Genomic DNA, 25,771 nt, shown 5'->3' with positions numbered 1-25,771 from the left:
TTATGGGGACAGTTTACATCACACAAGATGATTCATTTATCAGCAAAGTTGACGAACGGCTGAATGTCAAATTTGAGAAAAAAACAATTCTCGATGTACCATTAATTAAAATTGATGGCTTAGTAGTTATGGGACGAGTCAGCATTTCTCCTGCGGCTGTCTTTGAACTCATCGACAAAAAAATTCCCTTAACTTTCCTCACAAATAACGGTAAATATCTTGCTAGTTTGGAGCCAGAAATGGGTAAAAATATTTTCGTGCGAACTGCTCAATGGCAAGCGGCTGGAGAATCACCCCAAGCAATCCATGTAACTCAAGGTTTTGTTAGGGGAAAACTGAAAAACTATCGCCACAGTTTATTAGAAGCACAGCGTCGCTATGCAGTTGATTTAAATAGTAATATCACTCAATTAACTAATGCGATCGCTTCCCTAGAAAAAGCTAATTCTATAGATACCATTAGAGGTTTTGAAGGTGCGGGAAGTGCTGCTTATTTTGGTTGTTTTAATCAACTCATTCGTGTCGATAACTTCAGCTTCACTACCCGTAACCGTCGCCCACCCATAGATCCTGTCAATTCTCTTTTGAGTTTAGGATATTCTTTATTACGTCACGATATCCAAGGAGCCTTAAATATTGTCGGCTTCGATCCCTATTTAGGATACTTACACACAGAACGATATGGTAGACCTTCCTTAGCATTAGATTTAATGGAGGAATTTAGACCTTTAATCGTAGACGCTGTTGTTTTAACTGCCATCAACCGCCGGATGCTATCACCAAAAGATTTTATTACCGAACCCATCAGTAATGCAGTTTCACTCACTAAAGAAGGATTACATATCTTCTTGAGATTATATCAAGAGAAAAAACAAAATAAATTCAAACACCCAGTTTTGCAAAAGCAATACACCTATCAACAAACCTTTGAAATCCAAGCTCGCCTATTAGCTAAATATCTACTCGGAGAAATAGATAAATACCCTCCTCTAGTCATGAGATAGGTTTCTAAATTTTGAATTTTGAATTATTTATGTATTTAGTCATTTCCTACGACATCCCAGAAGATAAACGTCGCACTAAAATTCACAAGACACTCAAATCTTATGGTCAGTGGATGCAGTATTCTGTTTTTGAATGCGACTTAACACCAACCCAGTATGCTAAACTGCGATCGCGTATAGCAAAACTGATCAAACCAGACCAAGACAGTATCCGTTTTTACTTCCTCTGTGCTTGCTGTCAACCAAAAGTAGAGCGCATCGGCGGCGAAATGCCAATAGATACCACTGTCTTTTTTGCGTAACTTCTGCGTCAACCTGTAGGTGTTTGGCAAACAAGCTCAAATTTTTAGCCCCAAATGCTTATCCCTGCTGCTTTTAAAACCTCTCACACTACAATTGAGGTTGACGCAACCAACCAAAGCCTTATTTTTACAACCTTTCCAGCACTTTTCTCACAATCACTCTTGACAATCCAAAGTCTGAAAAGCTACCTTGATGTGGTATTCATGAAACTGCACCTTGAAAACCAAATACATCAAGCATTTCAAACCCAGGCCGTTTCTATTAACTAAAATCCCTATCAGGGATTGAAACTTATAAAATCCCTTCGCCTGCTTGGCGCTGGGGTTTCTATTAACTAAAATCCCTATCAGGGATTGAAACACGACAACCGGAAACTAGCCAGCGATGCCAAATTGTTTCTATTAACTAAAATCCCTATCAGGGATTGAAACGGCGGACTTGTCTGGAAATGGCAGATCAAATCGCGTTTCTATTAACTAAAATCCCTATCAGGGATTGAAACAGCTATTTCAATTACCTTGTTGTTTTTGAATTTTTGTTTCTATTAACTAAAATCCCTATCAGGGATTGAAACTACCAGATAAACCCCACTACAAAATTGAACTTACGTTTCTATTAACTAAAATCCCTATCAGGGATTGAAACGAACCTCATTGAGCTTACTGATAATTGCATCACAGGTTTCTATTAACTAAAATCCCTATCAGGGATTGAAACACTACTATGGTAGTATATTCTTAATGGTTGAGGGCAAGTTTCTATTAACTAAAATCCCTATCAGGGATTGAAACGTTTGGCGCAGAGGGATTACCAAAAAAGATTGACGTTTCTATTAACTAAAATCCCTATCAGGGATTGAAACGATTGATTCCCATAGATTGGCAAAGGCATATTTAGCGTTTCTATTAACTAAAATCCCTATCAGGGATTGAAACGAATCGCTCCGTCAAGTTTAGCTTGGAATTTTTGGAGTTTCTATTAACTAAAATCCCTATCAGGGATTGAAACATTTAAGGATTATTGATGGATCTTTAAGTGACAATGTTTCTATTAACTAAAATCCCTATCAGGGATTGAAACGAATTACTAAAGTTACTGCAATGCTTAAATTATCAGTTTCTATTAACTAAAATCCCTATCAGGGATTGAAACTGATTCATCATCTAAGATGAAAGAATATGAACAGCGTTTCTATTAACTAAAATCCCTATCAGGGATTGAAACTCATGTAGCATCAGTTTCCAGCGCAGAGATAACGTTTCTATGAACTAAAATCCCTATCAGGGATTGAAACAGCAGCCCCTATTGTTAACCTAATCCCTCTTTTGTTACTATGGGGAGAGTATAATCAGGAAAAAAGCAGACAAAGTAAGTAAGAGGAATGGTTACGGCGCGCAGACAGCCAGTAAGCACAGTGGGATTCATAGATAACTATTGCCAGCACTATTATTCAGTATTTGAGGATGTGAGGCATTTTGAAGCCTTCAAATTCTTACATTTGGGCATACTTTCAGAAATCCCTCGAAAAACCCTACCAGAAATAGCTAAAACAATGGGGTTAAAAGATAGCCAAACACTACATCATTTTTTGAGAGATGCACTGTGGGATGTCAAAAAATTAAGAGAAATTAGGCTGTGGTTGAGCAAAACGTTTATTGGAGAAAGAGAAATAATTTTATGTATTGACGAAACCGGAGATCAAAAAAAGGGAAAATCAACAGATTATGTGACTAGGCAATATATTGGAAACTTAGGTAAAACAGAGAATGGAATAGTATCCGTCCTATATTTTTTACTGTTTGATTCAACCTTGGCTCACAGTATTTAACATTCCTGGTATGAAGCGTTGCTTTTTGAGATTAATCGACTTTATGAATGATTTTCGCGCTTCTCCAGTCAGTTTCTCTGTTGCTAGTTGAGTTTCTTGTCAATTTTTCTTTTCCTAAAGTAACAAAAGAGGGATTAGAAAATAAAATATTCAATGGGTGAGAGCAAATATGATCATGAGATTTTTCCTCCCCTGCTTTCCCTGCTTCCCCCGCCTCCCCTGCTCACCAAAGTAATTGTATATTTTTTTTAGTTGGCAGTCCCTTATATTTAGCGATCGCTCACAGGATGCAAAAATGTATATTACATCTCCACCCGACCCCGTGCGGTTAGAAATATTTAAAAACCTTTATCAATTTATCGCTGAACAAATGGGGATTGTTCTCCAAAATACCGCCGCATCAGTCAACATCAAAGAACGTTTAGATTTCTCCTGTGCTATTTTTGATGCTGCTGGATTATTAGTTGCCAACGCTCCTCACATCCCTGTACATCTAGGTTCAATGAGTGAAAGTGTGCAGAGTTTAATTAATGCTCAAAGCAACACGATCAAACCAGGAAATGTATATCTATCTAATAATCCTTATAATGGCGGAACTCACCTTCCCGATGTCACTGCCATTACTCCCGTATTTCTAGAAACTAGCAAACATCCCTCTAGTCCCCAGTTCCCAGTCCCCAGTCCCCTATTCTACGTCGCTGCTCGTGGACATCAAGCCGATATTGGTGGTATTACCCCCGGTTCCATGCCTCCTCACAGTACTACAGTAGAAGAAGAAGGAATTATATTTGATAATTTTCTGTTAGTTGAACAGGGAAATTTTCGGGAAACAGCAGTGCGGGAGTTACTACTAAATCATCCTTACCCTGCCCGTAATCCTCAGCAAAATATTGCTGATTTTCATGCACAAATTGCTGCCAATGCACGAGGAGCGCAGGAACTGCGTCAAATGGTTTCTCAATATGGACTCCACACAGTACAAGCTTACATGAAATTTGTGCAAGATAATGCTGAGGAGTCAGTGAGACGAGCAATTGATGTTCTCAAGGATGGCTCATTTATTTATGAAATGGATAGCGGTGCTGTTATTCAAGTTAAAGTTACCATTAATCGAGAAAATCGCAGCGCCATTATTGATTTTACTGGCACATCCAAGCAATTAAAAAGTAACTTTAATGCCCCCAAAGCTGTCACCCAAGCAGCAGTTTTATACGTCTTCCGGACTCTAGTTGATGATAATATTCCCCTAAATGCTGGGTGTCTGAAACCTCTAGAAATCATCATTCCCGAAGGCTGTATGCTCAACCCAACCTACCCAGCCGCAGTGGTAGCAGGTAATGTAGAGACATCCCAGACCATTGTTGATGCTTTATATGGTGCATTGGGAGCGATCGCTGCTTCTCAAGGAACCATGAATAATATTACCTTTGGTAATCAGCATTATCAATATTATGAAACCATATGTGGTGGTTCTGGTGCAGGATCTGACTTTAACGGTACTGATGCAGTCCACACTCATATGACTAACTCCCGCTTGACTGACCCAGAAGTTTTAGAAACCCGCTATCCTGTACAAGTAGAAAGCTTTTGTCTACGTCCTGATAGCGGCGGTAAAGGCAAATATTCAGGTGGTAACGGTGTGATCCGCCGCATCAAGTTTCTGGAACCAATGACAGCCAATATTCTTTCTAGTCATCGCCGTATCCCTCCCTTTGGATTAAATGGTGGGGAAGCAGGACAAGTCGGACATAATTGGATACAACGTCAAGATGGAACACAAGAGAATTTAGACAGCACCGCCACAGTCGAAATGCTATCTGGCGATGTTTTTGTGATAGAAACCCCTGGAGGCGGAGGATTCGGTTCAATCCGCAGTTGAATAATGTAAGTACTCAGAGACGATAATTACATATAGTAATCCGATTTGATTTCTGAATCACTTGTAGAGGTAAGGGACTGGGGAAGGTGGGGCCCCCTTTGGGGATAAGGGGTAATGGGGACTGGGAAGAAAGAATAAAGGTGTACTGAGTTTTGTATGCGTAAGCGCAGGCTACGCATACAAAAATCAAATATGAGTCCTATATACTATTCTCTTGCCTATCACCTATCCCCTATCACCTATCACCTATCCCCAATCCCCAAAAATAAATCTGATGTTCTCCAACTACCGATCAAGAAGATTTTTAGCTGTTCTTGCCTAATTTATCTTACCCTGACACTTTCCGTGTCAAATCTCCGTCTTTCTAATCTACAGCATCTATCAAAGTGATAAATTTAACCAAAAACTTCCCTGATACTTCTACCAAGACGATGAAATAACGAATACATATATTGTATCTGAACTATTTTTTATGTTCTTTAACTTAGCTAAAAAAGTCACTACCCTACGCTGCTGTACTTATGGCTTGATTGGTTTAACATCAGTACTCAGCATGAGTTCTTCTGCTTTAACTCAAGTAGCTGGTAACTCTTCTATCCGCAAAACATCTGTTTCTATTCCTGTTCCCAGTAATAACTTAAGTAATAACTTGATTTGGCCGACTCAAGGATACATTTCACAAGGCTTTCGCAAATACCGTCATGAGGGGATAGATATTGCAGGCGCTTCTGGAACCCCAGTTGTAGCAGTAGCAGCAGGGAAAGTAGTCAAAGCTGGATGGGATGATTGGGGACTGGGGAATGCTATAGAAATTAAACATTCCAATGGCAGTGTTACCGTTTACGGACACAATCGTCGCTTATTAGTGAGTCAAGGTCAACAGGTCAAACAAGGTCAAATCATTGCCGAAATGGGATCTACTGGCAACAGCACAGCACCTCATTTACATTTTGAATATTATCCCAATGGTCGAGTTGCAGTTAATCCTGTAAATTTCTTAGCATCTTCTACCGCTAGTAAAATTCCCTCATCACAAATTGCCAGTTCTGCCGCTAAAGTTCATCAAGCCAGCAAATCAGTTCAACCAATTTACCCACCCCAAGTAGAACAGCCAGTTTCCCCTGCACAATCAATTCCCATTCATGTTGCACCTGTAAATCCTCATCTCGGATGTACTGGTGTGACTGTCCTCAAAGGTGAGACAGCCAACTCACTTGTCAAGGTTTGCGAAGAAAATGGGCAATTATTTTATATTGGTGAGTTGAAGCAAGACCCCAGCCAACCTGTAAAAGTTCCCGCTTGGAACATTGGTAACAACAAATATCGTGCAGATAATGGTAGTTTTTCTTACTTAGTCAGTCCAGAAAAAGTAGAAATTTGGCGTAATGGTAGCCAGATACGTACTGATAATTTTTATACTTCTACTAGATAAAAAAGTGAGTTAATTTGTCAGCGAAAATATCAAGGATTTTTGATTTAATTGGCAAGATTATTTCCTCATGGAACATCTGCTTGATGCAGTGATTCTTAAGTATACAGGCTTAGTCACAGTTACTCAGGAAATATTTTTTTATAAACTTTTTTGTTTTTTAATGACATTAAAATTAAAAACATCTTATGATTATCAGTAGTCTAAAATACACAAATCTAGTATTCATTGTCATCTTTTAGCTATTACACATAAGGCGTTCACCAATGGAATTTGTTGCTTATTCCTCTATGGTCATTGCCAACCAACAGGCAAATGGTCAGGCTGAATATCTCGAATATGAGCTTCCCAAATTTGAGTTGAACTGGCGCAAACTCCTCAAGTCTTCTGCTTGGTTATCTGTAGCTGGCTTGATGGTATTGTTGACAACTCTGACTCAGTCTGCTTTAGCTGCTTACGTACGTACTAATGGCAGCTGTTTAAATGTACGTAACAACCCCAGCATTAATGCCGAAGTTGTAGACTGTATCCCTAATGGCACTCGGATCTCCACCGTGGGGAGAGTTAATGGTTTTGCCCAACTATCTGATAACAGATTTGTCTCTGCCAGATGGGTGAGTGGCACATCCAGCAGTAGCTCAGATAAACCAATGAACGGTGGTGGTGGTGTTGGCGGCAGAGTCACTCTCAGCTTGGGTTCTAGAGGTCAGGCCGTTTCCGATGTCCAGAGAGCTTTGGGGATTGAACCTACAGGATACTATGGTTCTGTAACTGCTCGTCGAGTTAGAGAGTTTCAGTCTAACAATGGTTTGCGTGTAGATGGGGTCGTGGGTACTCAAACTCGCAATGCCTTGTTAGGTGGTAGCAGACCGCCGACTGGGGGGCCTGTGAGTCTCAGCTTTGGTTCTCGTGGTCAAGCAGTTTCCGATGTGCAGAGAGCGTTAGGTGTTGAACCTACAGGATATTTCGGTTCTGTGACTGTCCGCCGAGTCAGAGAATTTCAAGCAAATAATGGCTTGCGTGTAGATGGCGTAGTCGGCCCAGAAACTCGTAGTGCTTTATTTAGAGGGTAAAAATAGTTTCTATGACTAAAAAGCCTTAACTGTGTGTGTTTGCAAGTCTAAACATAGATAGTTAAGGCTTTTTTGCCCATAGTCGCTATTCACTGAAAGCGGCGGTAAACTTCATCACCAAGGTGGGTGGTGTCATCTATTCTCAACTCAGCTGATCTGGATCTACTCCTAAAGCTCTTAGTTGTTCCGCTAATTGTTGGGCGCGTTGAGCCGCTTGTTGGGCGCGTTGAGCTTCTTGTTGGGCGCGTTGTTCTGCGAGTTTAGCTTGTTGTTGTGCTTGTTGGACTTGTTCTTGGGGTGTAAGGTATCGCTTTCCTAGCTCATCGTACCAATACATCCACTCACGTGTTACGCCACAATAATTACCACGTTCGCAACCAATTCCCAAACCTACTTCCGGTAGCCACACTGGGTTTCCTGATTGCAATTCGTATTTACCATTAACTAATTTATGTACTTCTAGATGGGGCTTGCGACGACGACGAGAGGAATAAATAACGTAATATAGTACACCTAAAGCTTCGTAGTCATGCAATTTATCACTGTATTCTTTACGGTAGTTTTGAGAAACCACCTCTAACACCAAAATTGGTAAAACATTTTCATCCCACAGCACATAACTGGGACGCAGTTCCTCATCATAAAACCGTTCTACACCCAGGCTTAAAAACCCATCTGGGACAATCGCTGGTTTATCTGGATGATAATAAATACCCATGTCTACTCCGAAGAACCAGTCCATACGTTCTTCCCAAAGTAGCAACAGCATGGCTTTTAGCAACCCTGGTATCAGTTCTTGTAGTTCATTATCCACAGGCGTTTCATCAGAATCGGGTAGTTCTTCAGCTGAGGGTAAGTACCTTGGCAGATCGAAGTTTAACATGACTGGTTGCCTCAAAACTTATATACCAGTGTCCTCAAGAGAATTATAGCGATTTATGAGGGTAGGGGATACTGAGGCGATCAGCAACGCTGGGCGGAACGCGATCGCCTATCACCACAGAAATCTTGGTAACTCTTAACTATTAATAAACAAATAAGTTTTTGGTACTGCTCATGGTTTATCATTTACCCGAAGGATGGCATTAACAGTTACTCATCTTCTCATTACTAAGTGTGGATAAAGGATGAGTTGTTATTCAAACAAATATTTTTGCTGAATTGCCACGAATAAAGACTAAACTAAAAAGTCTTGTGCAGCAAAACTTGTAATTATAAATGATGTAATCATGTCTAAGGTTCTTGTCTCCGATCCTATTGACCAGGCTGGCATTGACATTCTTTCTCAAGTTGCTACTGTTGATGTCAAGACAGGTCTAAAGCCAGCAGAATTAATAGAAATTATTGGTGAGTATGATGCGTTAATGATTCGTTCAGGAACACGTGTCACTCAAGAAATTATTGAAGCCGGCACACAGCTGAGAATCATCGGTCGTGCTGGGGTGGGCGTGGATAATGTTGATGTGCCTGCTGCTACCCGGCGAGGGATTGTTGTAGTTAATTCCCCTGAAGGTAACACCATTGCTGCTGCTGAACACGCCTTGGCAATGATGTTATCTCTGTCGCGTCATATCCCCGATGCCAACGCTTCTGTCAAACGTGGAGAGTGGGATCGCAAAACTTTTGTCGGTGCGGAAGTTTACAAAAAAACTATCGGTATCGTGGGTTTGGGTAAAATCGGTTCTCATGTCGCCGCAGTTGCCAAAGCAATGGGCATGAAATTACTTGCTTATGATCCTTTCATTTCCACCGAACGGGCAGAACAAATCGGGTGTCAATTGGTGGATTTAGATTTGCTGATTCAGCAAGCAGACTATATCACCTTGCACATCCCCAAAACATCGGAAACTGCCCACCTGATCAACGCCACCACGCTGGCAAAAATGAAGCCCACCGCCCGGATTATCAATTGCGCTCGTGGTGGGATCATAGATGAAGCAGCCTTAGCCGCAGCTATTAAAGCGGGAACGATCGCGGGTGCAGCTTTGGATGTGTTTGAGTCAGAACCCCTGGCTGAATCAGAATTGCGATCGCTCGGTAAAGAAGTCATCCTCACCCCCCACTTAGGCGCATCAACTACAGAAGCCCAAGTGAATGTAGCCATTGACGTAGCTGAACAAATCCGCGATGTTCTCTTGGGTTTACCCGCCCGTTCCGCCGTCAATATCCCCGGACTCGGCCCCGATGTCTTGGAAGAACTCAAACCCTATATGCAGCTAGCGGAAACCTTGGGTAACTTGGTAGGACAACTAGCAGGGGGACGAGTGGAATTACTCAACGTTCGTCTGCAAGGAGAACTGGCAACTAATAAAAGCCAACCCTTAGTAGTGGCATCCTTGAAAGGACTACTTTATCAAGCCTTGAGAGAACGGGTAAATTACGTCAACGCCAGCATCGAAGCCAAAGAACGAGGAATTCGCGTCATCGAAACCCGCGACGCTTCTGTACGTGACTACGCTGGTTCGATTCGTTTAGAAGCTATTGGTACTCTGGGTACACATTCTGTCACTGGTGCATTGTTAGGAGAAAAAGAGATTCACCTCACCGATGTTGACGGATTCCCCATTAACGTCCCCCCTAGCAAGCATATGCTGTTTACCTTGCACCGTGATATGCCAGGCATTATTGGCAAACTTGGTTCTTTACTAGGCAGCTTTAATGTCAACATTGCCAGTATGCAAGTAGGACGCAAAATCGTCCGTGGTGATGCAGTCATGGCTCTCAGCATCGATGATCCCTTACCCGATGGTATTTTAACCGAGATTACCAAAGTACCGGGAATTCGAGATGCGTATACAGTAACACTATAAAAGAGGACAGGGGACAGGGGACAGGGGATAGGGGACAGGGGACAGGGAAATAGGTCATTGGTCATTAGCATTTCTTCTACACCCCTACACCCCTACCAAATCAGTTACCAGTTAACAGTTATCAGTTACCAGTTAATAAACGTTCACTGTTCACTGTTCACACCCCTGCACCCTCACTCCCTCACTCCCTCACTCAGCACTCAGCACTCAGCACGGGCTGCATCGCCCCGCTACCGCTAACAGCACTCAGCACTAAAAAATGGCTAATACTTGGTGGGAACTACAAATTTCATGTGAACCGGCACTGGAAGACTCTGTTTTCTGGCGACTGGAAGATTTTGGTTGTCGTGGTACGGCTAGCGAAAGTAAAGGCAGTTCCTATTTAGTGCGGGGTTATTTGCCCATATTCCAAGCCCAACTACTAGATTTAGCAGCACTGGGATTATGGTTGCGGCAAGATGCTTTGTGTGTAGGATTATCTATTCCTAGCTTGAGTTGGCAGCTAATTGATGAGGAGGATTGGGCGACTAGCTGGAAACAATACTGGCATCCACAGGAAATAGGCGATCGCTTTCTCATCAATCCGGCATGGCTACCTTTACCAGAAAACTCAGATCGCTTAGTCATTCGTCTTGATCCCGGTGTTGCATTTGGTACTGGCAATCATGCGACAACCCAACTGTGTCTAGAATCTCTGGAAATGCGCCTCAGTCAAGTTCCTCAATCTTTTACGAATACAGGTAGTAAACAAGAGTCTGTCATTATTGCAGATATTGGTTGTGGTTCTGGTATTCTGGCGATCGGTGCTGTCTTATTGGGAGCAGAGAAAGTTTATGCCGTGGATACTGATCCCTTAGCAGTCCAGTCAACTTTCAGCAATCGCGCTCTCAACGATGTTAGCCCAGAACGTTTAGTACCCGCAGAAGGTAGTGTAGACATTTTAAAGAAACTAATTGCACAGCCTGTAGATGGAATTGTCTGCAATATTTTAGCTGATGTGATCATTCAATTAGTGCCAGAAATTAGTGAGATTACTAAACCTAGTACTTGGGCAATTTTTAGCGGTATTTTAGTTGAGCAATCTAACTCCGTTGTTGATGCTTTAGAGAAACATGGTTGGGTTGTGGCTACCATGTGGAAGCGCAAAGAATGGTGTTGTTTAAACGTGCGACGTTCTTAAAAGAAAGTTGGATGGGAGAGCAAGCTTTTTTACTGAGACTATGCTGCTTTAGTTAAAATATTTAGATATAGTCTTTTTTCATCTGAACTCAGCAATACTATGACGCTTCAGAACTTGGAATCAGAATTACTGGCTTTAACACCAAATGAAAAAGCACAGGCAATTCAGCTACTTGCTCAAAGCTTAGGCAACTCTTGGCGAGGGATTGAAAAAACTCCAGGAATATGTGGTGGCGATGCGTGTATCGCCACCACATATTCCTGTCTGGGTTTTAATTAATGCTCGTAGGTTAGGTATTAGTGAAGCTCAACTTTTGAAAGATTATCCGACTCTATCGGCAACTGACTTAACTAACGCTTGGGTTTATGCCACTGTATATCAAGAAGAAATTGATACAGCTATTCGGGAAAATGAAGAGGAATAATGGCTCGTTTGTACGCAGATGAACTGCCAAATAATTCTAGCGTTCTTGATTAGGTAAGTAAGTTACCAAAAAATTCTAAAATCCCAACTTAATAATTATTAATATGTAGAGATACAAAAAATTGTATCTCTACCTTAACATTGCTTAAAAGAAACTTTGTAGATGCTGGATTAGCTGTGGTGCTTGTACCACACCCTCAATACGCTCCACTGGCTGACCTTGCTTGAACAATACAAGGGTTGGTAGAGCAGTAATTTGATACTTGGTGGCTAATTCTGTGTATTTTTCAGTGTCAATTTTAACAATGCGTAAATTGTCTTTAAGTTGAGCATTTACCTGCTGTAAAATTCCAGTCATCATCTGACAAGGACCACACCAGTCAGCGTAAAAATCTACTAAAACAGGTACATCAGAACCAGATAGCATCTCTTCAAAGCTGTTGAATTGTTTTTTAGTAGTCATATGACACACACCAATTATTTATTGATTGAATTCAATATTAATGTCTGCTTTCTGAAAATGGTGTAACATTATTTTATTTTTATTGTTGCTAAATTTATCGTTCCCATTTCAATAGGGGATAGGGGACAGGGTATTGGGAAAGAAAAATAAAACAATATTCACAATAACCATTAGCACGTTCATAAACTGATTTCCTAAGAGCAGAGGAAACATACGTACTGATTTAATGACATTGTTTATTTCCTAATTGCTGCTAACAGCTTATAGATGTTAATGCTAGCAATATTAGCAGCCTAAAAGAATTATATTTTATTCAGAGGATAAGTACTTAGAGATAATTAATTACACATATTTTTCTTCTGTTGCCTATTGCCTATTGCCTATCTCCACAAATGAACTTAATTTTGTCCAACTACTTATCAGATGTTCCCCAAATCACCATAAGATAATTAGCGCGGTATCTCCAAGATAGAGGAACATAACATGAGTTCATTACAAAATCAGGTAGCTATTGTTACTGGTGCGTCAAGGGGGATTGGTAGAGCGATCGCTCTCCAATTAGCTGCCCAAGGGGCAAAAGTAGTGGTTAATTATGCCAGTTCTAGCACCGCAGCCGATCAGGTAGTTGCAGAAATTACGGGTGCTGGTGGGGAAGCGAACGCGCTACAAGCTGATGTTTCCCAAGCTGATCAAGTAGATGCACTGATCAACACAGTGATGGAAAAGTTTCAACGAGTGGATATTTTGGTGAATAATGCTGGTATCACCCGCGACACTCTACTACTACGCATGAAAACAGAAGATTGGCAAGCCGTAATCGACCTCAATCTCACTGGTGTATTTTTATGTACTCGCGCTGCCAGTAAAATCATGCTGAAGCAGCGTTCTGGTCGCATCATCAACATTACCTCCGTTGCTGGACAAATGGGTAATCCTGGTCAAGCAAACTACAGCGCTGCTAAAGCCGGTGTGATTGGTTTTACCAAAACAGTTGCGAAAGAACTTGCTTCTCGTGGTATCACAGTTAACGCTGTTGCTCCCGGTTTCATCGCTACAGACATGACCAGCAACCTCAAAGCTGACGATATTCTCAAATACATCCCTTTAGGTCGCTACGGTCAACCAGAAGAAATTGCTGGTATGGTACGCTTCCTAGCATCTGACCCCGCCGCCGCTTACATTACTGGTCAAGTCTTTAACGTCGATGGTGGCATGGTGATGGCTTAGACAGTGCTGAGTGCTGAGTCATGAGTGCTGAGTGCTGAGTCATGAGTAGTGAGTACTGAGTGCTGAGTGGGGAGTAATAAGTGGGGAGTGATTTTAGCGATAGTAGATTGTAGCCCTTACTGAGTGCTGATTCAGGAATTTTAATAGAGTCATGAGTTATGCTTTATTGTTGTTTTAAATCTTAATTCCTTACCTTTTCTTAACTCAGCACTCAGCACTCATCACTCAGGACTGTTGGCGGATTCTTTGCCAGACAGTGAAGCCGAGCAGAATGATAATACTGCTGGCTGTGGCAATAATCACCGTCAAAGTCATGCCTTGGATTCTCATTGCCAGCAAATTACAAACTAAGGTTGCTGACCACAAGGTAAATGCAGCGTGACGTTGAGATAATCCCCAAGCGAGTAAGCGGTGGTGTAGGTGGTCTTTGCCAGGGGTGCTGAGGGGGTTTTTTCCTGCTAGCAACCGCCGAATAAATACTTGTGTAGTATCTAATACTGGCAAGAGCAAAAATAAAACTGTAGGGCCGAGAGCAAATAGAGTATTGCGTTGTAGGCTACCTAAAATACTAGTAGCAGCTAACACATAACCAAAAAAGTATGCCCCAGCATCACCCATGATGATTCTGGAGGGGTGAAAATTGTGACGTAAAAAGCCTAAAGCCGCACCTCCCAAGGCAGCCAAAACTAAGGTAGCCGCAGCTCGATTAGGAAACTGGGCAGAAACTCCCAATAAACTCATGGCAGCGATAAAACTAATTCCTCCTGCCAATCCATCCATGCCATCCATCAAGTTAATGGCATTAGTGATGCCCACCACCCAAAGCACGGTGAGCAACATGGAGAGAATAGAGTCAATGGGCGTACCGAAACTCACATTCACACTAATGCCGTTAGCCACCAGCAACAAGGCTGTGATAATTTGCGCCCACAACCGAACAGAGGGGGGTAATCCGAACTGATCGTCTATAAAGCCGACCAAGACTAGGATGGAACCCCCTAGTAAAATAGTCAGTACTTGAGCTAAGACGTTCTGTAGCTCAATGGGTCTTAAAAGGCTAGCTAAGACCAATGCGGCAATCACCCCCGCATAAATAGCTAAACCTCCTGCATTGGGCAAAGGTTCTCGATTGAGTCGTCGGGCGTTGGGTTGATCAGCCCAACCTACCCTTAAGGCAAATTTGCGTACCGTGGGAATTAAACGCCACGTTACTAACCAAGCCAAGATAAACGTGAATACTACTGCCAACCAGCCGGAGCCGCTAGGGTCAGCAATGCCAAGAGACCTAAGGGAGTTGTACAGATTCATCTCCCGATTCAACCATTACTGCCAGTATCCTACATGAGCATCAAGAGTATATTAATCAATTTTTTTGATTTCTATTTGTGATTTCAGTAGTTTGGTTACTTAGCACTCTGAGCCTGTGAGTGCTAAATTGTCTAATGGAAGCGCTAGAGAAAGAAAAAATGGCAAAAATTATTTCATTCGATGAAGAGTCACGGCGGGCTTTAGAACGGGGTGTCAATGCCCTGGCTGATGCTGTGAAAATCACTTTAGGGCCAAAAGGTCGCAACGTTCTGTTAGAAAAAAAATTTGGTACGCCCCAAATTGTCAATGACGGGATTACCGTGGCCAAAGAAATTGAATTAGAAGATCCTTTGGAGAATACTGGGGCTAGACTGATCCAGGAAGTAGCATCTAAAACTAAAGATGTAGCTGGGGATGGTACAACCACGGCTACCGTTTTGGTGCAAGCCTTGATCAAAGAAGGTTTGAAGAACGTCGCTGCTGGTAGTAACCCAGTTAGTTTAAAACGGGGTATTGAGAAAACTACTGAGGCTTTGGTAGAAGAAATTGCCAGAGTTGCCAAGCCAGTCGAAGGCAGTGCGATCGCTCAAGTTGCTACTGTCTCAGCTGGTAACGATGAAGAAGTCGGTAACATGATTGCCGAAGCAGTGGCTAAAGTCACCAAGGACGGTGTAATTACTGTTGAGGAATCAAAATCCCTGACAACGGAACTAGAAGTAGTTGAAGGGATGCAAATTGACAGAGGTTACATTTCCCCCTACTTCGTCACCAACAACGATCGCCTGACGGTGGAATTTGAAAATGCGCGGATTCTGATTACCGATAAGAAAATCAACAGCATCCAAGATTTAGTTCCCATTTTGGAAAAAGTCGCTCGTTTGGGTCAACCTCTGCTGATCATTGCTGAAGATGTAGAAGGAGATGCCCTAGCAACTCTAGTTGTTAACAAAGCGCGGGGTGTACTCTCTGTAGCAGCGATTAAAGCACCGGGATTTGGTGAACGTCGTAAAGCATTGCTGCAAGATATCGCCATTCTTACCGATGGTCAGTTAATTTCCGAAGAAATTGGCTTGAGCTTAGATACAGCCTCCCTGGAAGCCTTGGGAACTGCCCGGAAAATCACAATTGAAAAAGACAACACCACAATTGTTTCTGGAACAACCACCAAGCCAGAAATAGAAAAGCGCATTGCTCAAATCCGTAAACAGTTAGAAGAAACTGATTCCGAATACGATCAGGAAAAATTACAAGAACGCATTGCCAAGTTAGCAGGCGGTGTCGCAGTGATCAAGGTCGGTGCAGCTACTGAAACCGAACTCAAAGACCGCAAACTGCGAATTGAAGACGCACTCAACGCTACCAAGGCGGCTGTGGCTGAAGGTATTGTTCCTGGTGGTGGCAAAACCCTGATTTACTTGGCCTCAAAAGTAGATGCAGTGAAAAATCATCTCGACGAAGAAGCCAGAATCGGTGCTGATATTGTCAAACGGGCGCTAGAAGCTCCTCTACGCCAGATTGCTGACAATGCTGGTGAAGAAGGTTCAATCATTGTTTCTAAGGTTAAAGAGAACAGCAATTTTAACTTCGGTTACAACGCTGCTACGGGAGCATTTGAAGACTTGATTGCTGCTGGTATCATCGACCCCGCAAAAGTTGTACGTTCGGCTTTGCAAAATGCTGCTTCTATTGCTGGTTTGGTTCTCACCACCGAAGCGATTGTGGTAGAGAAACCAGAGAAAAAAGCTCCTCCTGCTCCTGATGGCGGCATGGGTGGCATGGGCGGCATGGGCGGCATGGGCGGCATGGGCGGCATGGGGATGTTCTAAGAATAGGGGATAGGGGATAGGGAATTAGGGGACAAGGGGACAAGGGGACAAGGGGACAAGGGGACAAGGGGACAAGGGGACAAGGGGACAAGGGGACAAGGGGACAAGGGGACAAGGTGAAGGATTTTCCGCCGCTCTCCCCATCCCCCCATCTCCCCATCTCCCCATCCCCCCCCATCTCCCCATCCCCCCATCTCCCCATCTCCCCATCTCCCCATCTCCCCATCCCCCCTCTCCCCAAACGTTAGGGGCAGCTTCCCGGAGATCGCCTGCTTCTTTACAGGTGAACCCAGGGGAACTGCCCCTTAATTTGGCAAAAATTTACTTGATAAAAATTTACTCAGCCGTTGCGAGTTCGGTACTGCCCCGTGTGCGTTTGCGGGTCAAGGTGTTGTACAACATGACACCGATCGCTTTGATTAAGTTGCCTTCTAATTCTTGGAACATCTTCATGTTCACACCAAAGGCGGCGTTAGCTTCATCGACAATGCGATCGCCTGTAGCGTCATCAATGGGCATCTCATCTAAAATTTGCCGATATTTGGCTTTGAATCCCTTCTCATCTGTAATATCTGCAAATTCATAGAATGCAGTTCCTTGCCCATCTGTCAAATTCATCGCTGTCACCGCAATGTTTTTGAGAATTTGTCCCCCAGATAAATCACCTAAATAACGGGTGTAAGAATGAGCAATCAACAATTCTGGTTCTGTTGCTGATATTTCCCGAATACGTTGTACATAAGCCTCACCTGCTGGCGATAGTTTGATTTGTTCGCGCCAGTTTGCACCGTAATAATAGCTCAGGTCTTGCTCTAAGCTGTGCTTACGATTGAGTTGGGGAAAGTTAATTTTAGAAACAATCGGGTGTTGGCTATGCTTTTCCATTTCCTCTTCCATCGCCGAGTAGACGAAGTAAAAGTTAGCCACTAACTTGCGGTAAGAACTTTTTTCTACTACTCCTTTTAAAAAGCACTTGACAAAACCAACGTTTTCTGCCATCGTGTGAGCTTTTTTTGTCCCTACACGCAGTTTGCTTGCTAAATTGCTGCTCATGCTAAACTTCTCAACTTTAAAAAGGTCAACTGCTGGAGTTTTAAATTACAGACAGCTAAAAAATGCCATTAAAACGTTACATTAAAACTATTTGATGAGAATTTATATTAATATTTTTTAAGTTCAAGCAGTGGTGAGTGCCGTAAAACCCTACGGGCATAGCTAGTCATCAGTTGAGTGCTTTGTATAAGATTTATGTGAAGTTGTTAATTTACCACTGGCGACTATGAGAGGCAAGGGTTAAACTGAGGGGCAGCAAACTTTATCAAAAATTTACTATGTAATAACTTTTTTTAAGTATTTTTACATAAGCTAATTTAGAGAAATAAAGATTCTTATCCAAAAAAAATAACTATCATAAAAGCAAAACACAAGGTATCTACTTGTAGTTGTTGAATTAAAGTGTAAAGTTACGTAAGTTCGATAGAACAGAAGCAGAGGGAGTTATAAGTGGTGAGTTATGAGTGCTGAGTAACGAGTAGTTAGTGGCAATTCTTAATTTTCCCTCACTCCCTTACTCCCTCACTCTTCCTCAGCCTTTAGCCCTGGCTCTAATTTTCTCGAACTGACTTTTAAGTGATGATTTTTTAGTGTGATTGTGTGGGGTGTTTAAATATATGGTTTCGTCGATAACTCGAACTCAAAGCTACATCAGAGAATCTGCCTGTAAATCGGATGAACTAGGAAATAATTTTGCCCCTAGCTTGATATCTTTGCCCGCTACGCCTCTGTTTGGCACAGATGGCATCCGTGGCAAAGTGGGAGAGTTATTGAGTGCGCCTTTGGCTTTGCAAGTAGGTTTTTGGGCGGGTGTGGTTTTACGTAGTCATGCCAGTCATTCGGGGCCAGTTATCCTGGGGCAAGATTCTCGTAATTCCAGTGATATGTTGGCGATGGCTTTGAGTGCAGGGTTAACAGCAGCTGGTTTAGAAGTTTGGTATCTGGGTTTATGTCCTACTCCTTGTGTGGCTTATCTAACTACTGTGAGTGCAGCCATTGGTGGGGTGATGATTTCTGCTAGTCACAATCCCCCGGAAGATAACGGGATTAAAATTTTTGATGCTAATGGTGGCAAGTTACCCCAAACGTTACAGAAAGAAATAGAAAGGGGAATGCGCGGTAATCTTGCCGTTACGAGTGGTGTCAATCATTGTGGCAGGCATTACTCACGTCTGGAATTGATTAGGGACTATGGTGAGGCTTTGCAGCAACCCTTAAAACCGACAGTAAATCTTCAAGGGATGAAGATTGTTTTAGATTTAGCTTGGGGTGCAGCAGTTGGTTTAGCACCAGCAGTATTTCGAGAGATGGGGGCTGGGGTTATATGTTTACATGATGCCGCAGATGGCGATCGCATTAATGTTAACTGCGGTTCCACTCACCTAGAAATTTTGCAAGCTGCTGTCAAAGAACACAATGCTGACTTGGGTTTTGCCTTTGATGGTGATGCTGATCGTGTGTTAGCTGTAGATTCTACTGGTCGTCCTGTAGATGGCGATTATATCCTCTACCTCTGGGGTTTACATCTCAAACAACAGCAACAGCTACCCGATAACTTGATTGTTTCCACAGTCATGGCAAATTTGGGCTTTGAGAAGGCCTGGCAAAAACAAGGGGGGCAGTTAATTCGTACCGCCGTTGGGGATCAATACGTACAGGCGGAAATGCTGAAAACTGGAGGAATGCTGGGTGGTGAACAATCTGGGCATATTCTGTGCCGTCACTATGGCATTACTGGAGATGGGTTGTTAACAGCCTTACACATCGCCAGTTTGGTAAAACAAGCTGGTGTTTCTTTAGCAGAATTGGTAGACCAAAGCTTTCAGACCTATCCTCAATTATTGCGGAACGTGCGAGTTTTAGATCGCGATCGCCGTCTAGGCTGGCAAAATTGTGAACCAGTACAACAAGCGATCGCTCTGGCAGAAACAGCAATGGGTGATAATGGGAGAATCTTAGTCAGGGCTTCTGGTACAGAACCAGTTATTAGAGTCATGGTAGAAGCCGCTAACGCCGAATTGGCTAACTACTGGACAGAGGAACTAGTCGCTCAAGTCCAGCAACACCTAGCAGTTTAAAGGGAACACGGAATAGGGGACAGCCAAATCAGTTAACAGTTATCAGTTATCAGTTACCAGTTAATAAACGTTCACTGTTCACTGTTCACACCCCTGCTTCCCCTACTTGCCTAAATTCATCTCTCTGTTCTGCAACGCCTTTTCCTGGCAGCTTCTGTAAACAACCCTGAAGGTGAGTTTGCAGAAGCTGCACAGTTTATGTTTATATAAATGCAAATACATTTTGTATTACGCCACTGATCTAGTTAAATCCAGGGGGCGATCGTCAATAGTCAAATAACCGCAACTTTTAATCTAGCAAAACCGACATAAATAAACATCCTTTTATCTATTATTGATGATTAACTTTAGGACTTACGCACTGAACCAAAAAACCATAAATGAGAGTGGTCAATAGTCCATAGTGAGATAGTGCGTTCCTGTCGCCTTGCGTCGGAAAGCAACTATCGAACCCGAAGGGTCAAAAATCCAAAAACCTTGATTTTAAACGCCAGTCCGCACAATGGGGAAACCCCAACAACCGGCTGGCTCCTATTGACCATTGACCATTGACTATTGACTATTGACAAAAAAGCCAGAAAACTTAGTTACACTGCGTAAGTTCTAAAGCTAATCATCAATTCTTCCGTAAACTTCGTCTTCTGAGACTAATAGGTTAAAGTGTCTCTATGGCAATATTAAAATCAAAAACAAAACGCTCTAAAAAATCTAAAAATCAGTCAAAATCAGAATCTCCTACTCTTACTCTGCAAGAAAGACTAGCCGCAAAGCGCAAAGCTAACCAAGCACGCAAAGAACTGACTAGTGTGCTAACTACTGTGATCTTTGTTAGTCTTTTCGTGGGTCTTTTGCTGTTTTTAGTCAGTGGTGTCAAAACGGCCGTACCTGTTGTTTTGGGGATTGTGGTGATTACCCTTTGCTACAAATATCCTCGTGTCGGTCTTTTAGCATTCCTAGCCTATGTACCCTTTGGTGGTACTATTACCTACTACATTGGCAACAGTCCCATCCTACAATTAGCTAAAGATGCTTTTTACTTTCCAGCTTTAATTGCCATCTGGCAAATTTGTCGTAAACAAAACCTACCTCTTATTGTTCCTAAATCTATTAGAACACCATTATTTATCTTATTTAGCTTATGTTTACTAACGTTGGTATTTATTAATGGCAGTCAGCAATTAAACCCATCAGGTATTGAATTCCTGCCAAAAGCACCTGTAGAAATTCCCTTAGGCATGGGTATTTTGGGATTAAAAGTATTGTTAGGTTATGTGTTTCTGATCGGTTGTGTTTATCATCTAATTAAAGATAAAAAGGATTTTCTTTTAGTCACACGCATACAGGTTGCCTTAATTTTAATCTGTGGTGTCTTGGGAATTATTCAATATTTCTTCTTGCAAGTGGGAATATGTCAAGGTACAAGAAATGCTGCTGGTGGTGACTTATTTAAAGCTACATTGGAAGCCAGATGTTACTTTGGTGGTGCTTTAGTCTACAGTCCAGATGAAGGCATTATCCGTCTACCAGGAACCTTTGTTGCTCCTTGGCAATGGGCATGGTTTTTAATTTCTAGCACTTTTTTTGCCTTTGCTTCGGGATTTTCTGATCCTTCTTTCATTTGGCGGATAATTAGTTTAGGTTCTATGGCAACGGTATTTATTAATGCCGTTATTTCTGGACAAAGAATTGCCTTGGCTCTAGTACCCATTTGCTTTATCATCTTACTATTCCTGACAGGTCAAATTGGTAACCTCAAACGTTTTATTCCCATCGGTGCGGGACTCGCTCTTGTTTTGGGAATTGCTATGGTAAATAACCCTGATGTCGTCAAAGAAAGAACAGAGAGTTTCACTGGGCGTTGGGAAGCTTCACCACCCCAAGAGTTTATTATTCAACAATTTGAAGATACTTGGAAAGGTTTAAATAGCCCATTAGGCATGGGTTTAGGACGAGCTACTAATTCTGCTCGAACTTTGGGTGCAACCAGATTGATCGAAACTTATTACCCCAAAGTGATGTATGAGGTAGGAATTGTCGGATTATTGGGCTTTATCGCTTTTGTAACTAGTATGACAATTGCGGGATTTAAAGCATATCGCTCAGTTAAAAACCGCAACTTACGCACTTATGCAGCTGCTATGTGGGTGTTTGTCTTGTTTATTAGCTACAACACCTATTACTACCCACTTGATGTTGATCCAGTGGCTGTATACTACTGGTTTGTAGCTGGATTGTTATTCAAATTACCAGTGTTAGATAAACAAGAGAAGGAAGAGCTAGAGCCGAAGAAAAAAGGCAAACGCTTTCTACTCTGAAGCAGATTAACTGAGAATATCTCAGTATATTCACTGCGGTAGATCCATTTCTATATATTAAGATAGACAATGGATAAATACACCTGAGTATTTATTGAAATTGATATCTTTACTAAAGGTCAACAGGTATCAGCAAAATTGCTAGATATCAAAATATATGAATAATAAAATTAACGCGACTCGATTTAATTGGATTGATCAGATAAAAGGATTAGCAATTTTATCAATTGTGTTGTTTCATTTTTTCCAAAATTATCTTGATCGGTTACCGATCATTATAGTTTTAGATAGAAATTTTGCTAAAATTGGCTATGCTGCTGTAGATATATTCTTCGTCATGGCAGGGTTAAATACGAGTTATGCTCTAATATCTAAGTTTGGTAAAGACGGTATAGAGCAAATGAATATTAACTGGAAGTCATGGTTACAGAAGCGTTTGTCTAGGATATATCCAGCTTATTTATTAGCAGTAATTATTACTTGTTTATTATATTTATTGTTTCAATATTCAAAAATAAAGTCTCCTATTAATTTTGTTCTGTCTGTGATAGGTATAGCAGGAATCAGGTTACAAGAAATTAATCCTGGATTTTGGTTTTTTACTGCTATTTTAGAAGCTTATTTAATCACACCCTTAATTTTTGGCGTTTGTCGGAGGAATCCTCAAAATATCCTGTTTTGGGGAACTATTTTAGGCGTAATCACTAAAGTCATAGCGTTAGATTTTAAGTTAAAAGGAAATATTTTTAGTTATCTATTCTTTTTGCAAAATAATTTTATCGGCAGTTATATAAATCAGTATTGTCTTGGTCTTTACTGGGGATTTGTTTTTGCTAAACATAAAAAATTTAGGAAGGTAGATTATGTGGTAGTAACAATAATTTTTAGTGTGGGATTTTTTGTTTATGCTACTTTTAGTATGACTCAAATTGATATTATATATATGTTGGGATTTGATATGTTATTTACTCCCTTTATGTTTTTGATGATTAAGGAAATATTATGCTACCTAGATAAGGTCAAGCCATTATCATCTGTGTTGAGTTTTCTATCCTTACTAGGGATATATTCTTATCAAATTTATTTAATTCACCAACCTTTATATTTTGTTTTATTACCGAAAATTATCCCGGCTTTACATTTAAATCCTTATTTCAGGACAATTATTGTCTTCGCCATAACTGCTATTGTCTTGATAGCCTATGTATATTTATTTACGAGACTGGAAAAATATATGATGAAAGCATTGGCATCCGTCACGAAAAAGTCAAGTTAGGACAATTAAGTATAAAAAACCATGAATAATCAGCCCTTAATTAGTGTCATTATCCCCACATACGGACGAGAAGAACCGCTAAGAGATAGTCTTGTAGATGTATTAAATCAAGACTATGCAAATTATGAGATTATAGTAGTAGACCAATCTCCAACACATAAACCAGAAATCCAAGCTTATCTGGAAGAACTAGCCGCAGCCGAGAAGATTAAATGGTTTCGTCTCAGTTGGGCGAGTTTACCAGGGGCGCGTAATTATGGTGTAAAACGCTCATCTGGGGAGATAATTTTATTTATTGATGATGATGTTAAATTAACCCCTGGATTTTTAGCAGCCCATGCGAAAAACTATGTGCAGAAGCCAGAGATAGGGGCTGTGGCTGGACGAGTATTTGACAGAATGAAATTGGGTGATTCTGGGGGAGAGGTAGAAATTGAATATCTACCACCAGAAGCGATGGACCCAGGAATTGCTTGGTATCATATTGACTTAGTGCATACGATTAAACCCCAGCAGGTTTTAACCGCCAGGGGTTGTAATATGTCTTTTCGCCGGGAAATTTTCACCAAGTATGGACTGAGATTTGATGAAAGGTTCCGGGGTAGTGCGGTGCGAGAAGAGTCAGACTTTTGTTTACGGTTGCGAAAGACTGGGTATAAGATTTGGTATGACCCGGAGGCAGATTTAATCCATTTAGGAGAAGAAACAGGTGGGTGTCATGATATTAGTATGCGATCGCTCAAATATCAAATCACCTTTTATCACAATCATTTCTTGATGGGGTTGAAAAATCTCACCGCCAGCCAAGCTTTACGCCTATACGCCCGTTTATTTGACTGTCATGTCCTCGGCCGTCCCCCTTGTCATAAAAGTGGTTCTCCCGTCAAAATAGTTACGCGCGGAGTATTCTATACATTGGGTTTTCTTAAAGCTTTGGCTACTTTTATCCAATCAGCTTGGAATGATGGTCAAATTTATAGTCAGTTGGATCAAGAGTCAATAGTTAATAGTTAATAGTCATTGGTCATTGGTGTAACAACTGACAACTAACAACTAACAAATATCAAATGAAAATCCTCGTTGCCAGTCATACGTATATCGTAGACCTTAACTGCGAAAAATTGCGGGCTTTATCTCAATTACAACCAGGGATTGAGGTGACAGTTGTAGTCCCTAAAACTTGGAATCCTGGTGGTGTGCAAAATAAGATTATTGAAACACATTACAGGGATGAAGGTGCATTTAAAATAGTCCCGGTTGCTAATTTTAGTCAAAATCATCAAGGGCTATTGACTTTTGGGACTGATTTAATATCTTTATTACGAGAGTTTCGTCCCCAAATTATCCAAGTTGAACAAGGTTCTAGGGGGCTTGCATACACTCAAATGATTGTCTTAAACCAGTTATTAGGACTTAAGGCAAAAAATATCTTTTTTACTTGGTGGAATTTACCCTACGAATTAAAATTACCCATTGCCTTATTAGAAAAATATAACCTGAAACACAGTCACGGGATCATTTCCGGGAATCAGGATGGGGCAGAAATTTTAAGACAAAGAGGATATCAAGGTAAGATTAAAGTCATGCCTCAACTGGGTGTAGACGAAACTTTATTTACTCCCCAATCTCAACCGGAGTTAGCAGCTAAGTTAGGTATTACACCAGATGATTTTGTCATTGGATTTGTGGGGCGATTTGTTCCTGAGAAAGGTTTGTTAACACTTTTACAAGCATTAGTGAATTTACAAGATAAATCTTGGAAACTTTTACTTTTAGGTCGTGGTGTTTTACGAGAAGAGTTAATGAAAATTGCCACGGAAAATAATATTCAAGATAGAGTCATTTTACTAGAAAGTGTACCGCATCATGAAGTCGCTAATTATATTAATTTAATGAGTACTTTAGTGCTACCTTCAGAAACGACTTATAAATTTAAAACTTTAACTTCCGTCGGTTGGAAAGAACAATTTGGTCATGTCTTAATCGAAGCAATGGCTTGTCGAGTAGCTGTGATTGGTTCTGATTCTGGTGAAATTCCTTATGTCATTGGTGATGCGGGTTTAGTATTTCCGGAAGGTGATGCTAATGCTTTGGCAAATTGCTTATCACAACTCATAGACAATCCAGATTTAACTCAACAATTGGCAGAAAATGGTTATCAAAAAGCTATGGTTAAATATACCAATAAAGCTTTAGCTAAAGAGCAGTTTGAGTTTTATCAGTCATTGGTCAATAGTCAATAGTCAATGGTCAATGGTCAATAGTTAAAATTGTAGGTTGGGTTGACGTAAGGAAA

18 protein-coding genes, 2 pseudogenes and 1 CRISPR repeat array are annotated in these 25,771 nt (G+C 41.3%); of the genes and pseudogenes, 16 read left to right on the top strand and 4 right to left on the bottom strand.

The annotated features are described in order from the left end of the window. Window positions 1-2 precede the first annotated feature (2 nt). The 6 genes and pseudogenes from cas1d to FD725_RS16815 all read left to right on the top strand — a co-directional run bounded on the left by cas1d (window position 3) and on the right by FD725_RS16815 (window position 7,516). The gene (cas1d, locus tag FD725_RS16840) at window positions 3-1,004 is read left to right on the top strand and encodes a type I-D CRISPR-associated endonuclease Cas1d (RefSeq protein WP_179049197.1); all 1,002 of its coding nucleotides are present in this window, start codon (window positions 3-5) and stop codon (window positions 1,002-1,004) included. A 29-nt stretch (window positions 1,005-1,033) separates the two neighbouring features. Next, the gene (cas2, locus tag FD725_RS16835) at window positions 1,034-1,306 is read left to right on the top strand and encodes a CRISPR-associated endonuclease Cas2 (protein WP_179049196.1); all 273 of its coding nucleotides are present in this window, start codon (window positions 1,034-1,036) and stop codon (window positions 1,304-1,306) included. Window positions 1,307-1,561: 255 nt separating this feature from the next. Continuing rightward, a CRISPR array of direct repeats spans window positions 1,562-2,601; the repeat unit is 37 nt; unit sequence GTTTCTATTAACTAAAATCCCTATCAGGGATTGAAAC. An 87-nt stretch (window positions 2,602-2,688) separates the two neighbouring features. After that, window positions 2,689-3,099 (top strand): annotated as a pseudogene (locus FD725_RS16830) (transposase); the annotation flags it as partial. Between the two features lie 331 nt (window positions 3,100-3,430). Next, complete coding sequence (locus FD725_RS16825; RefSeq protein ID WP_179049195.1) at window positions 3,431-5,014, top strand: hydantoinase B/oxoprolinase family protein; 1,584 nt, start codon at window positions 3,431-3,433, stop codon at window positions 5,012-5,014. 472 nt (window positions 5,015-5,486) lie between these two features. Then, window positions 5,487-6,446, top strand: coding sequence for a M23 family metallopeptidase (locus FD725_RS16820; protein ID WP_179049194.1), 960 nt, complete (start codon window positions 5,487-5,489; stop codon window positions 6,444-6,446). Between the two features lie 263 nt (window positions 6,447-6,709). Next, window positions 6,710-7,516: a peptidoglycan-binding protein gene (locus tag FD725_RS16815; RefSeq protein ID WP_179049193.1), complete on the top strand. Its 807-nt coding sequence runs from the start codon at window positions 6,710-6,712 to the stop codon at window positions 7,514-7,516. Between the two features lie 142 nt (window positions 7,517-7,658). Here FD725_RS16815 and FD725_RS16810 read toward each other — a convergent pair whose 3' ends face one another. Further along, window positions 7,659-8,399, bottom strand: coding sequence for a Uma2 family endonuclease (locus tag FD725_RS16810; protein WP_179049192.1), 741 nt, complete (start codon window positions 8,397-8,399; stop codon window positions 7,659-7,661). A 346-nt stretch (window positions 8,400-8,745) separates the two neighbouring features. Here FD725_RS16810 and serA point away from each other — a divergent pair, with 346 nt between their 5' ends. From serA to FD725_RS16795, 3 genes and pseudogenes are all read left to right on the top strand, one after another. Then, window positions 8,746-10,326: a phosphoglycerate dehydrogenase gene (serA, locus tag FD725_RS16805; protein WP_179049191.1), complete on the top strand. Its 1,581-nt coding sequence runs from the start codon at window positions 8,746-8,748 to the stop codon at window positions 10,324-10,326. A 259-nt stretch (window positions 10,327-10,585) separates the two neighbouring features. Further along, window positions 10,586-11,506, top strand: a complete 921-nt coding sequence (prmA, locus tag FD725_RS16800) for a 50S ribosomal protein L11 methyltransferase (RefSeq protein WP_179049190.1) — start codon at window positions 10,586-10,588, stop codon at window positions 11,504-11,506. A 99-nt stretch (window positions 11,507-11,605) separates the two neighbouring features. After that, window positions 11,606-11,930: pseudogene (locus FD725_RS16795) on the top strand (DUF433 domain-containing protein). Window positions 11,931-12,074: 144 nt separating this feature from the next. Here the strand turns inward: FD725_RS16795 and trxA are convergent. Continuing rightward, complete coding sequence (gene trxA, locus FD725_RS16790) at window positions 12,075-12,392, bottom strand: thioredoxin (RefSeq protein WP_179049189.1); 318 nt, start codon at window positions 12,390-12,392, stop codon at window positions 12,075-12,077. A 483-nt stretch (window positions 12,393-12,875) separates the two neighbouring features. Between trxA and fabG the strand changes: the two genes are divergently transcribed. Further along, window positions 12,876-13,619 (top strand): 3-oxoacyl-[acyl-carrier-protein] reductase, encoded by a 744-nt coding sequence (fabG, locus tag FD725_RS16785; protein ID WP_179049188.1) that lies wholly within the window; start codon window positions 12,876-12,878, stop codon window positions 13,617-13,619. Window positions 13,620-13,844: 225 nt separating this feature from the next. Here the strand turns inward: fabG and FD725_RS16780 are convergent, their stop codons facing one another. Next, entirely contained in the window at window positions 13,845-14,927 is a 1,083-nt protein-coding gene (locus FD725_RS16780; protein ID WP_179049187.1) for an MraY family glycosyltransferase, read from the bottom strand. A gap of 158 nt (window positions 14,928-15,085) precedes the next feature. Between FD725_RS16780 and groL the strand changes: the two genes are divergently transcribed. Further along, window positions 15,086-16,753: a chaperonin GroEL gene (gene groL / locus FD725_RS16775; protein WP_179049186.1), complete on the top strand. Its 1,668-nt coding sequence runs from the start codon at window positions 15,086-15,088 to the stop codon at window positions 16,751-16,753. A 336-nt stretch (window positions 16,754-17,089) separates the two neighbouring features. On the opposite strand, the gene FD725_RS16770 is transcribed toward groL, so the two are convergent. Beyond that, window positions 17,090-17,806, bottom strand: coding sequence for a heme oxygenase (biliverdin-producing) (locus FD725_RS16770; RefSeq protein WP_179049185.1), 717 nt, complete (start codon window positions 17,804-17,806; stop codon window positions 17,090-17,092). A 617-nt stretch (window positions 17,807-18,423) separates the two neighbouring features. Between FD725_RS16770 and glmM the strand changes: the two genes are divergently transcribed. The 5 genes from glmM to hpsO all read left to right on the top strand — a co-directional run bounded on the left by glmM (window position 18,424) and on the right by hpsO (window position 25,718). Next, entirely contained in the window at window positions 18,424-19,884 is a 1,461-nt protein-coding gene (gene glmM / locus FD725_RS16765; RefSeq protein WP_179049184.1) for a phosphoglucosamine mutase, read from the top strand. 668 nt (window positions 19,885-20,552) lie between these two features. Continuing rightward, a complete protein-coding gene (gene hpsL, locus FD725_RS16760) occupies window positions 20,553-22,199 on the top strand; it encodes a hormogonium polysaccharide biosynthesis protein HpsL (RefSeq protein WP_179049183.1) in 1,647 nt (548 codons plus the stop codon). Window positions 22,200-22,356: 157 nt separating this feature from the next. Next, entirely contained in the window at window positions 22,357-23,475 is a 1,119-nt protein-coding gene (locus tag FD725_RS16755; RefSeq protein ID WP_179049182.1) for an acyltransferase, read from the top strand. 21 nt (window positions 23,476-23,496) lie between these two features. Next, on the top strand, window positions 23,497-24,489 hold the full coding sequence (hpsN, locus tag FD725_RS16750) for a hormogonium polysaccharide biosynthesis glycosyltransferase HpsN (protein ID WP_179049181.1): 993 nt from the start codon (window positions 23,497-23,499) through the stop codon (window positions 24,487-24,489). A 53-nt stretch (window positions 24,490-24,542) separates the two neighbouring features. Then, window positions 24,543-25,718, top strand: coding sequence for a hormogonium polysaccharide biosynthesis glycosyltransferase HpsO (gene hpsO, locus FD725_RS16745; RefSeq protein WP_179049180.1), 1,176 nt, complete (start codon window positions 24,543-24,545; stop codon window positions 25,716-25,718). Window positions 25,719-25,771: the final 53 nt, after the last annotated feature.

The organism is Nostoc sp. TCL26-01, assembly GCF_013393945.1.
Classification (GTDB): domain Bacteria; phylum Cyanobacteriota; class Cyanobacteriia; order Cyanobacteriales; family Nostocaceae; genus Trichormus.
Note: the sequence above shows the minus strand (reverse complement) of the source record. Positions and strands in the feature narration are given on the sequence as shown.

Coding starts and splice junctions, on each gene's coding strand:
- FD725_RS16820 (WP_179049194.1), top strand. CDS start 5,487: ATGTTCTTTAACTTAGCTAAAAAAGTCACTACCCTACGCTGCTGTACT.
- glmM (WP_179049184.1), top strand. CDS start 18,424: ATGGTTTCGTCGATAACTCGAACTCAAAGCTACATCAGAGAATCTGCC.
- FD725_RS16780 (WP_179049187.1), bottom strand. CDS start 14,927: ATGAATCTGTACAACTCCCTTAGGTCTCTTGGCATTGCTGACCCTAGC.
- FD725_RS16825 (WP_179049195.1), top strand. CDS start 3,431: ATGTATATTACATCTCCACCCGACCCCGTGCGGTTAGAAATATTTAAA.
- cas2 (WP_179049196.1), top strand. CDS start 1,034: ATGTATTTAGTCATTTCCTACGACATCCCAGAAGATAAACGTCGCACT.
- FD725_RS16815 (WP_179049193.1), top strand. CDS start 6,710: ATGGAATTTGTTGCTTATTCCTCTATGGTCATTGCCAACCAACAGGCA.
- groL (WP_179049186.1), top strand. CDS start 15,086: ATGGCAAAAATTATTTCATTCGATGAAGAGTCACGGCGGGCTTTAGAA.
- FD725_RS16755 (WP_179049182.1), top strand. CDS start 22,357: ATGAATAATAAAATTAACGCGACTCGATTTAATTGGATTGATCAGATA.
- hpsL (WP_179049183.1), top strand. CDS start 20,553: ATGGCAATATTAAAATCAAAAACAAAACGCTCTAAAAAATCTAAAAAT.
- fabG (WP_179049188.1), top strand. CDS start 12,876: ATGAGTTCATTACAAAATCAGGTAGCTATTGTTACTGGTGCGTCAAGG.
- FD725_RS16810 (WP_179049192.1), bottom strand. CDS start 8,399: ATGTTAAACTTCGATCTGCCAAGGTACTTACCCTCAGCTGAAGAACTA.
- prmA (WP_179049190.1), top strand. CDS start 10,586: ATGGCTAATACTTGGTGGGAACTACAAATTTCATGTGAACCGGCACTG.
- FD725_RS16770 (WP_179049185.1), bottom strand. CDS start 17,806: ATGAGCAGCAATTTAGCAAGCAAACTGCGTGTAGGGACAAAAAAAGCT.
- hpsO (WP_179049180.1), top strand. CDS start 24,543: ATGAAAATCCTCGTTGCCAGTCATACGTATATCGTAGACCTTAACTGC.
- hpsN (WP_179049181.1), top strand. CDS start 23,497: ATGAATAATCAGCCCTTAATTAGTGTCATTATCCCCACATACGGACGA.
- trxA (WP_179049189.1), bottom strand. CDS start 12,392: ATGACTACTAAAAAACAATTCAACAGCTTTGAAGAGATGCTATCTGGT.
- cas1d (WP_179049197.1), top strand. CDS start 3: ATGGGGACAGTTTACATCACACAAGATGATTCATTTATCAGCAAAGTT.
- serA (WP_179049191.1), top strand. CDS start 8,746: ATGTCTAAGGTTCTTGTCTCCGATCCTATTGACCAGGCTGGCATTGAC.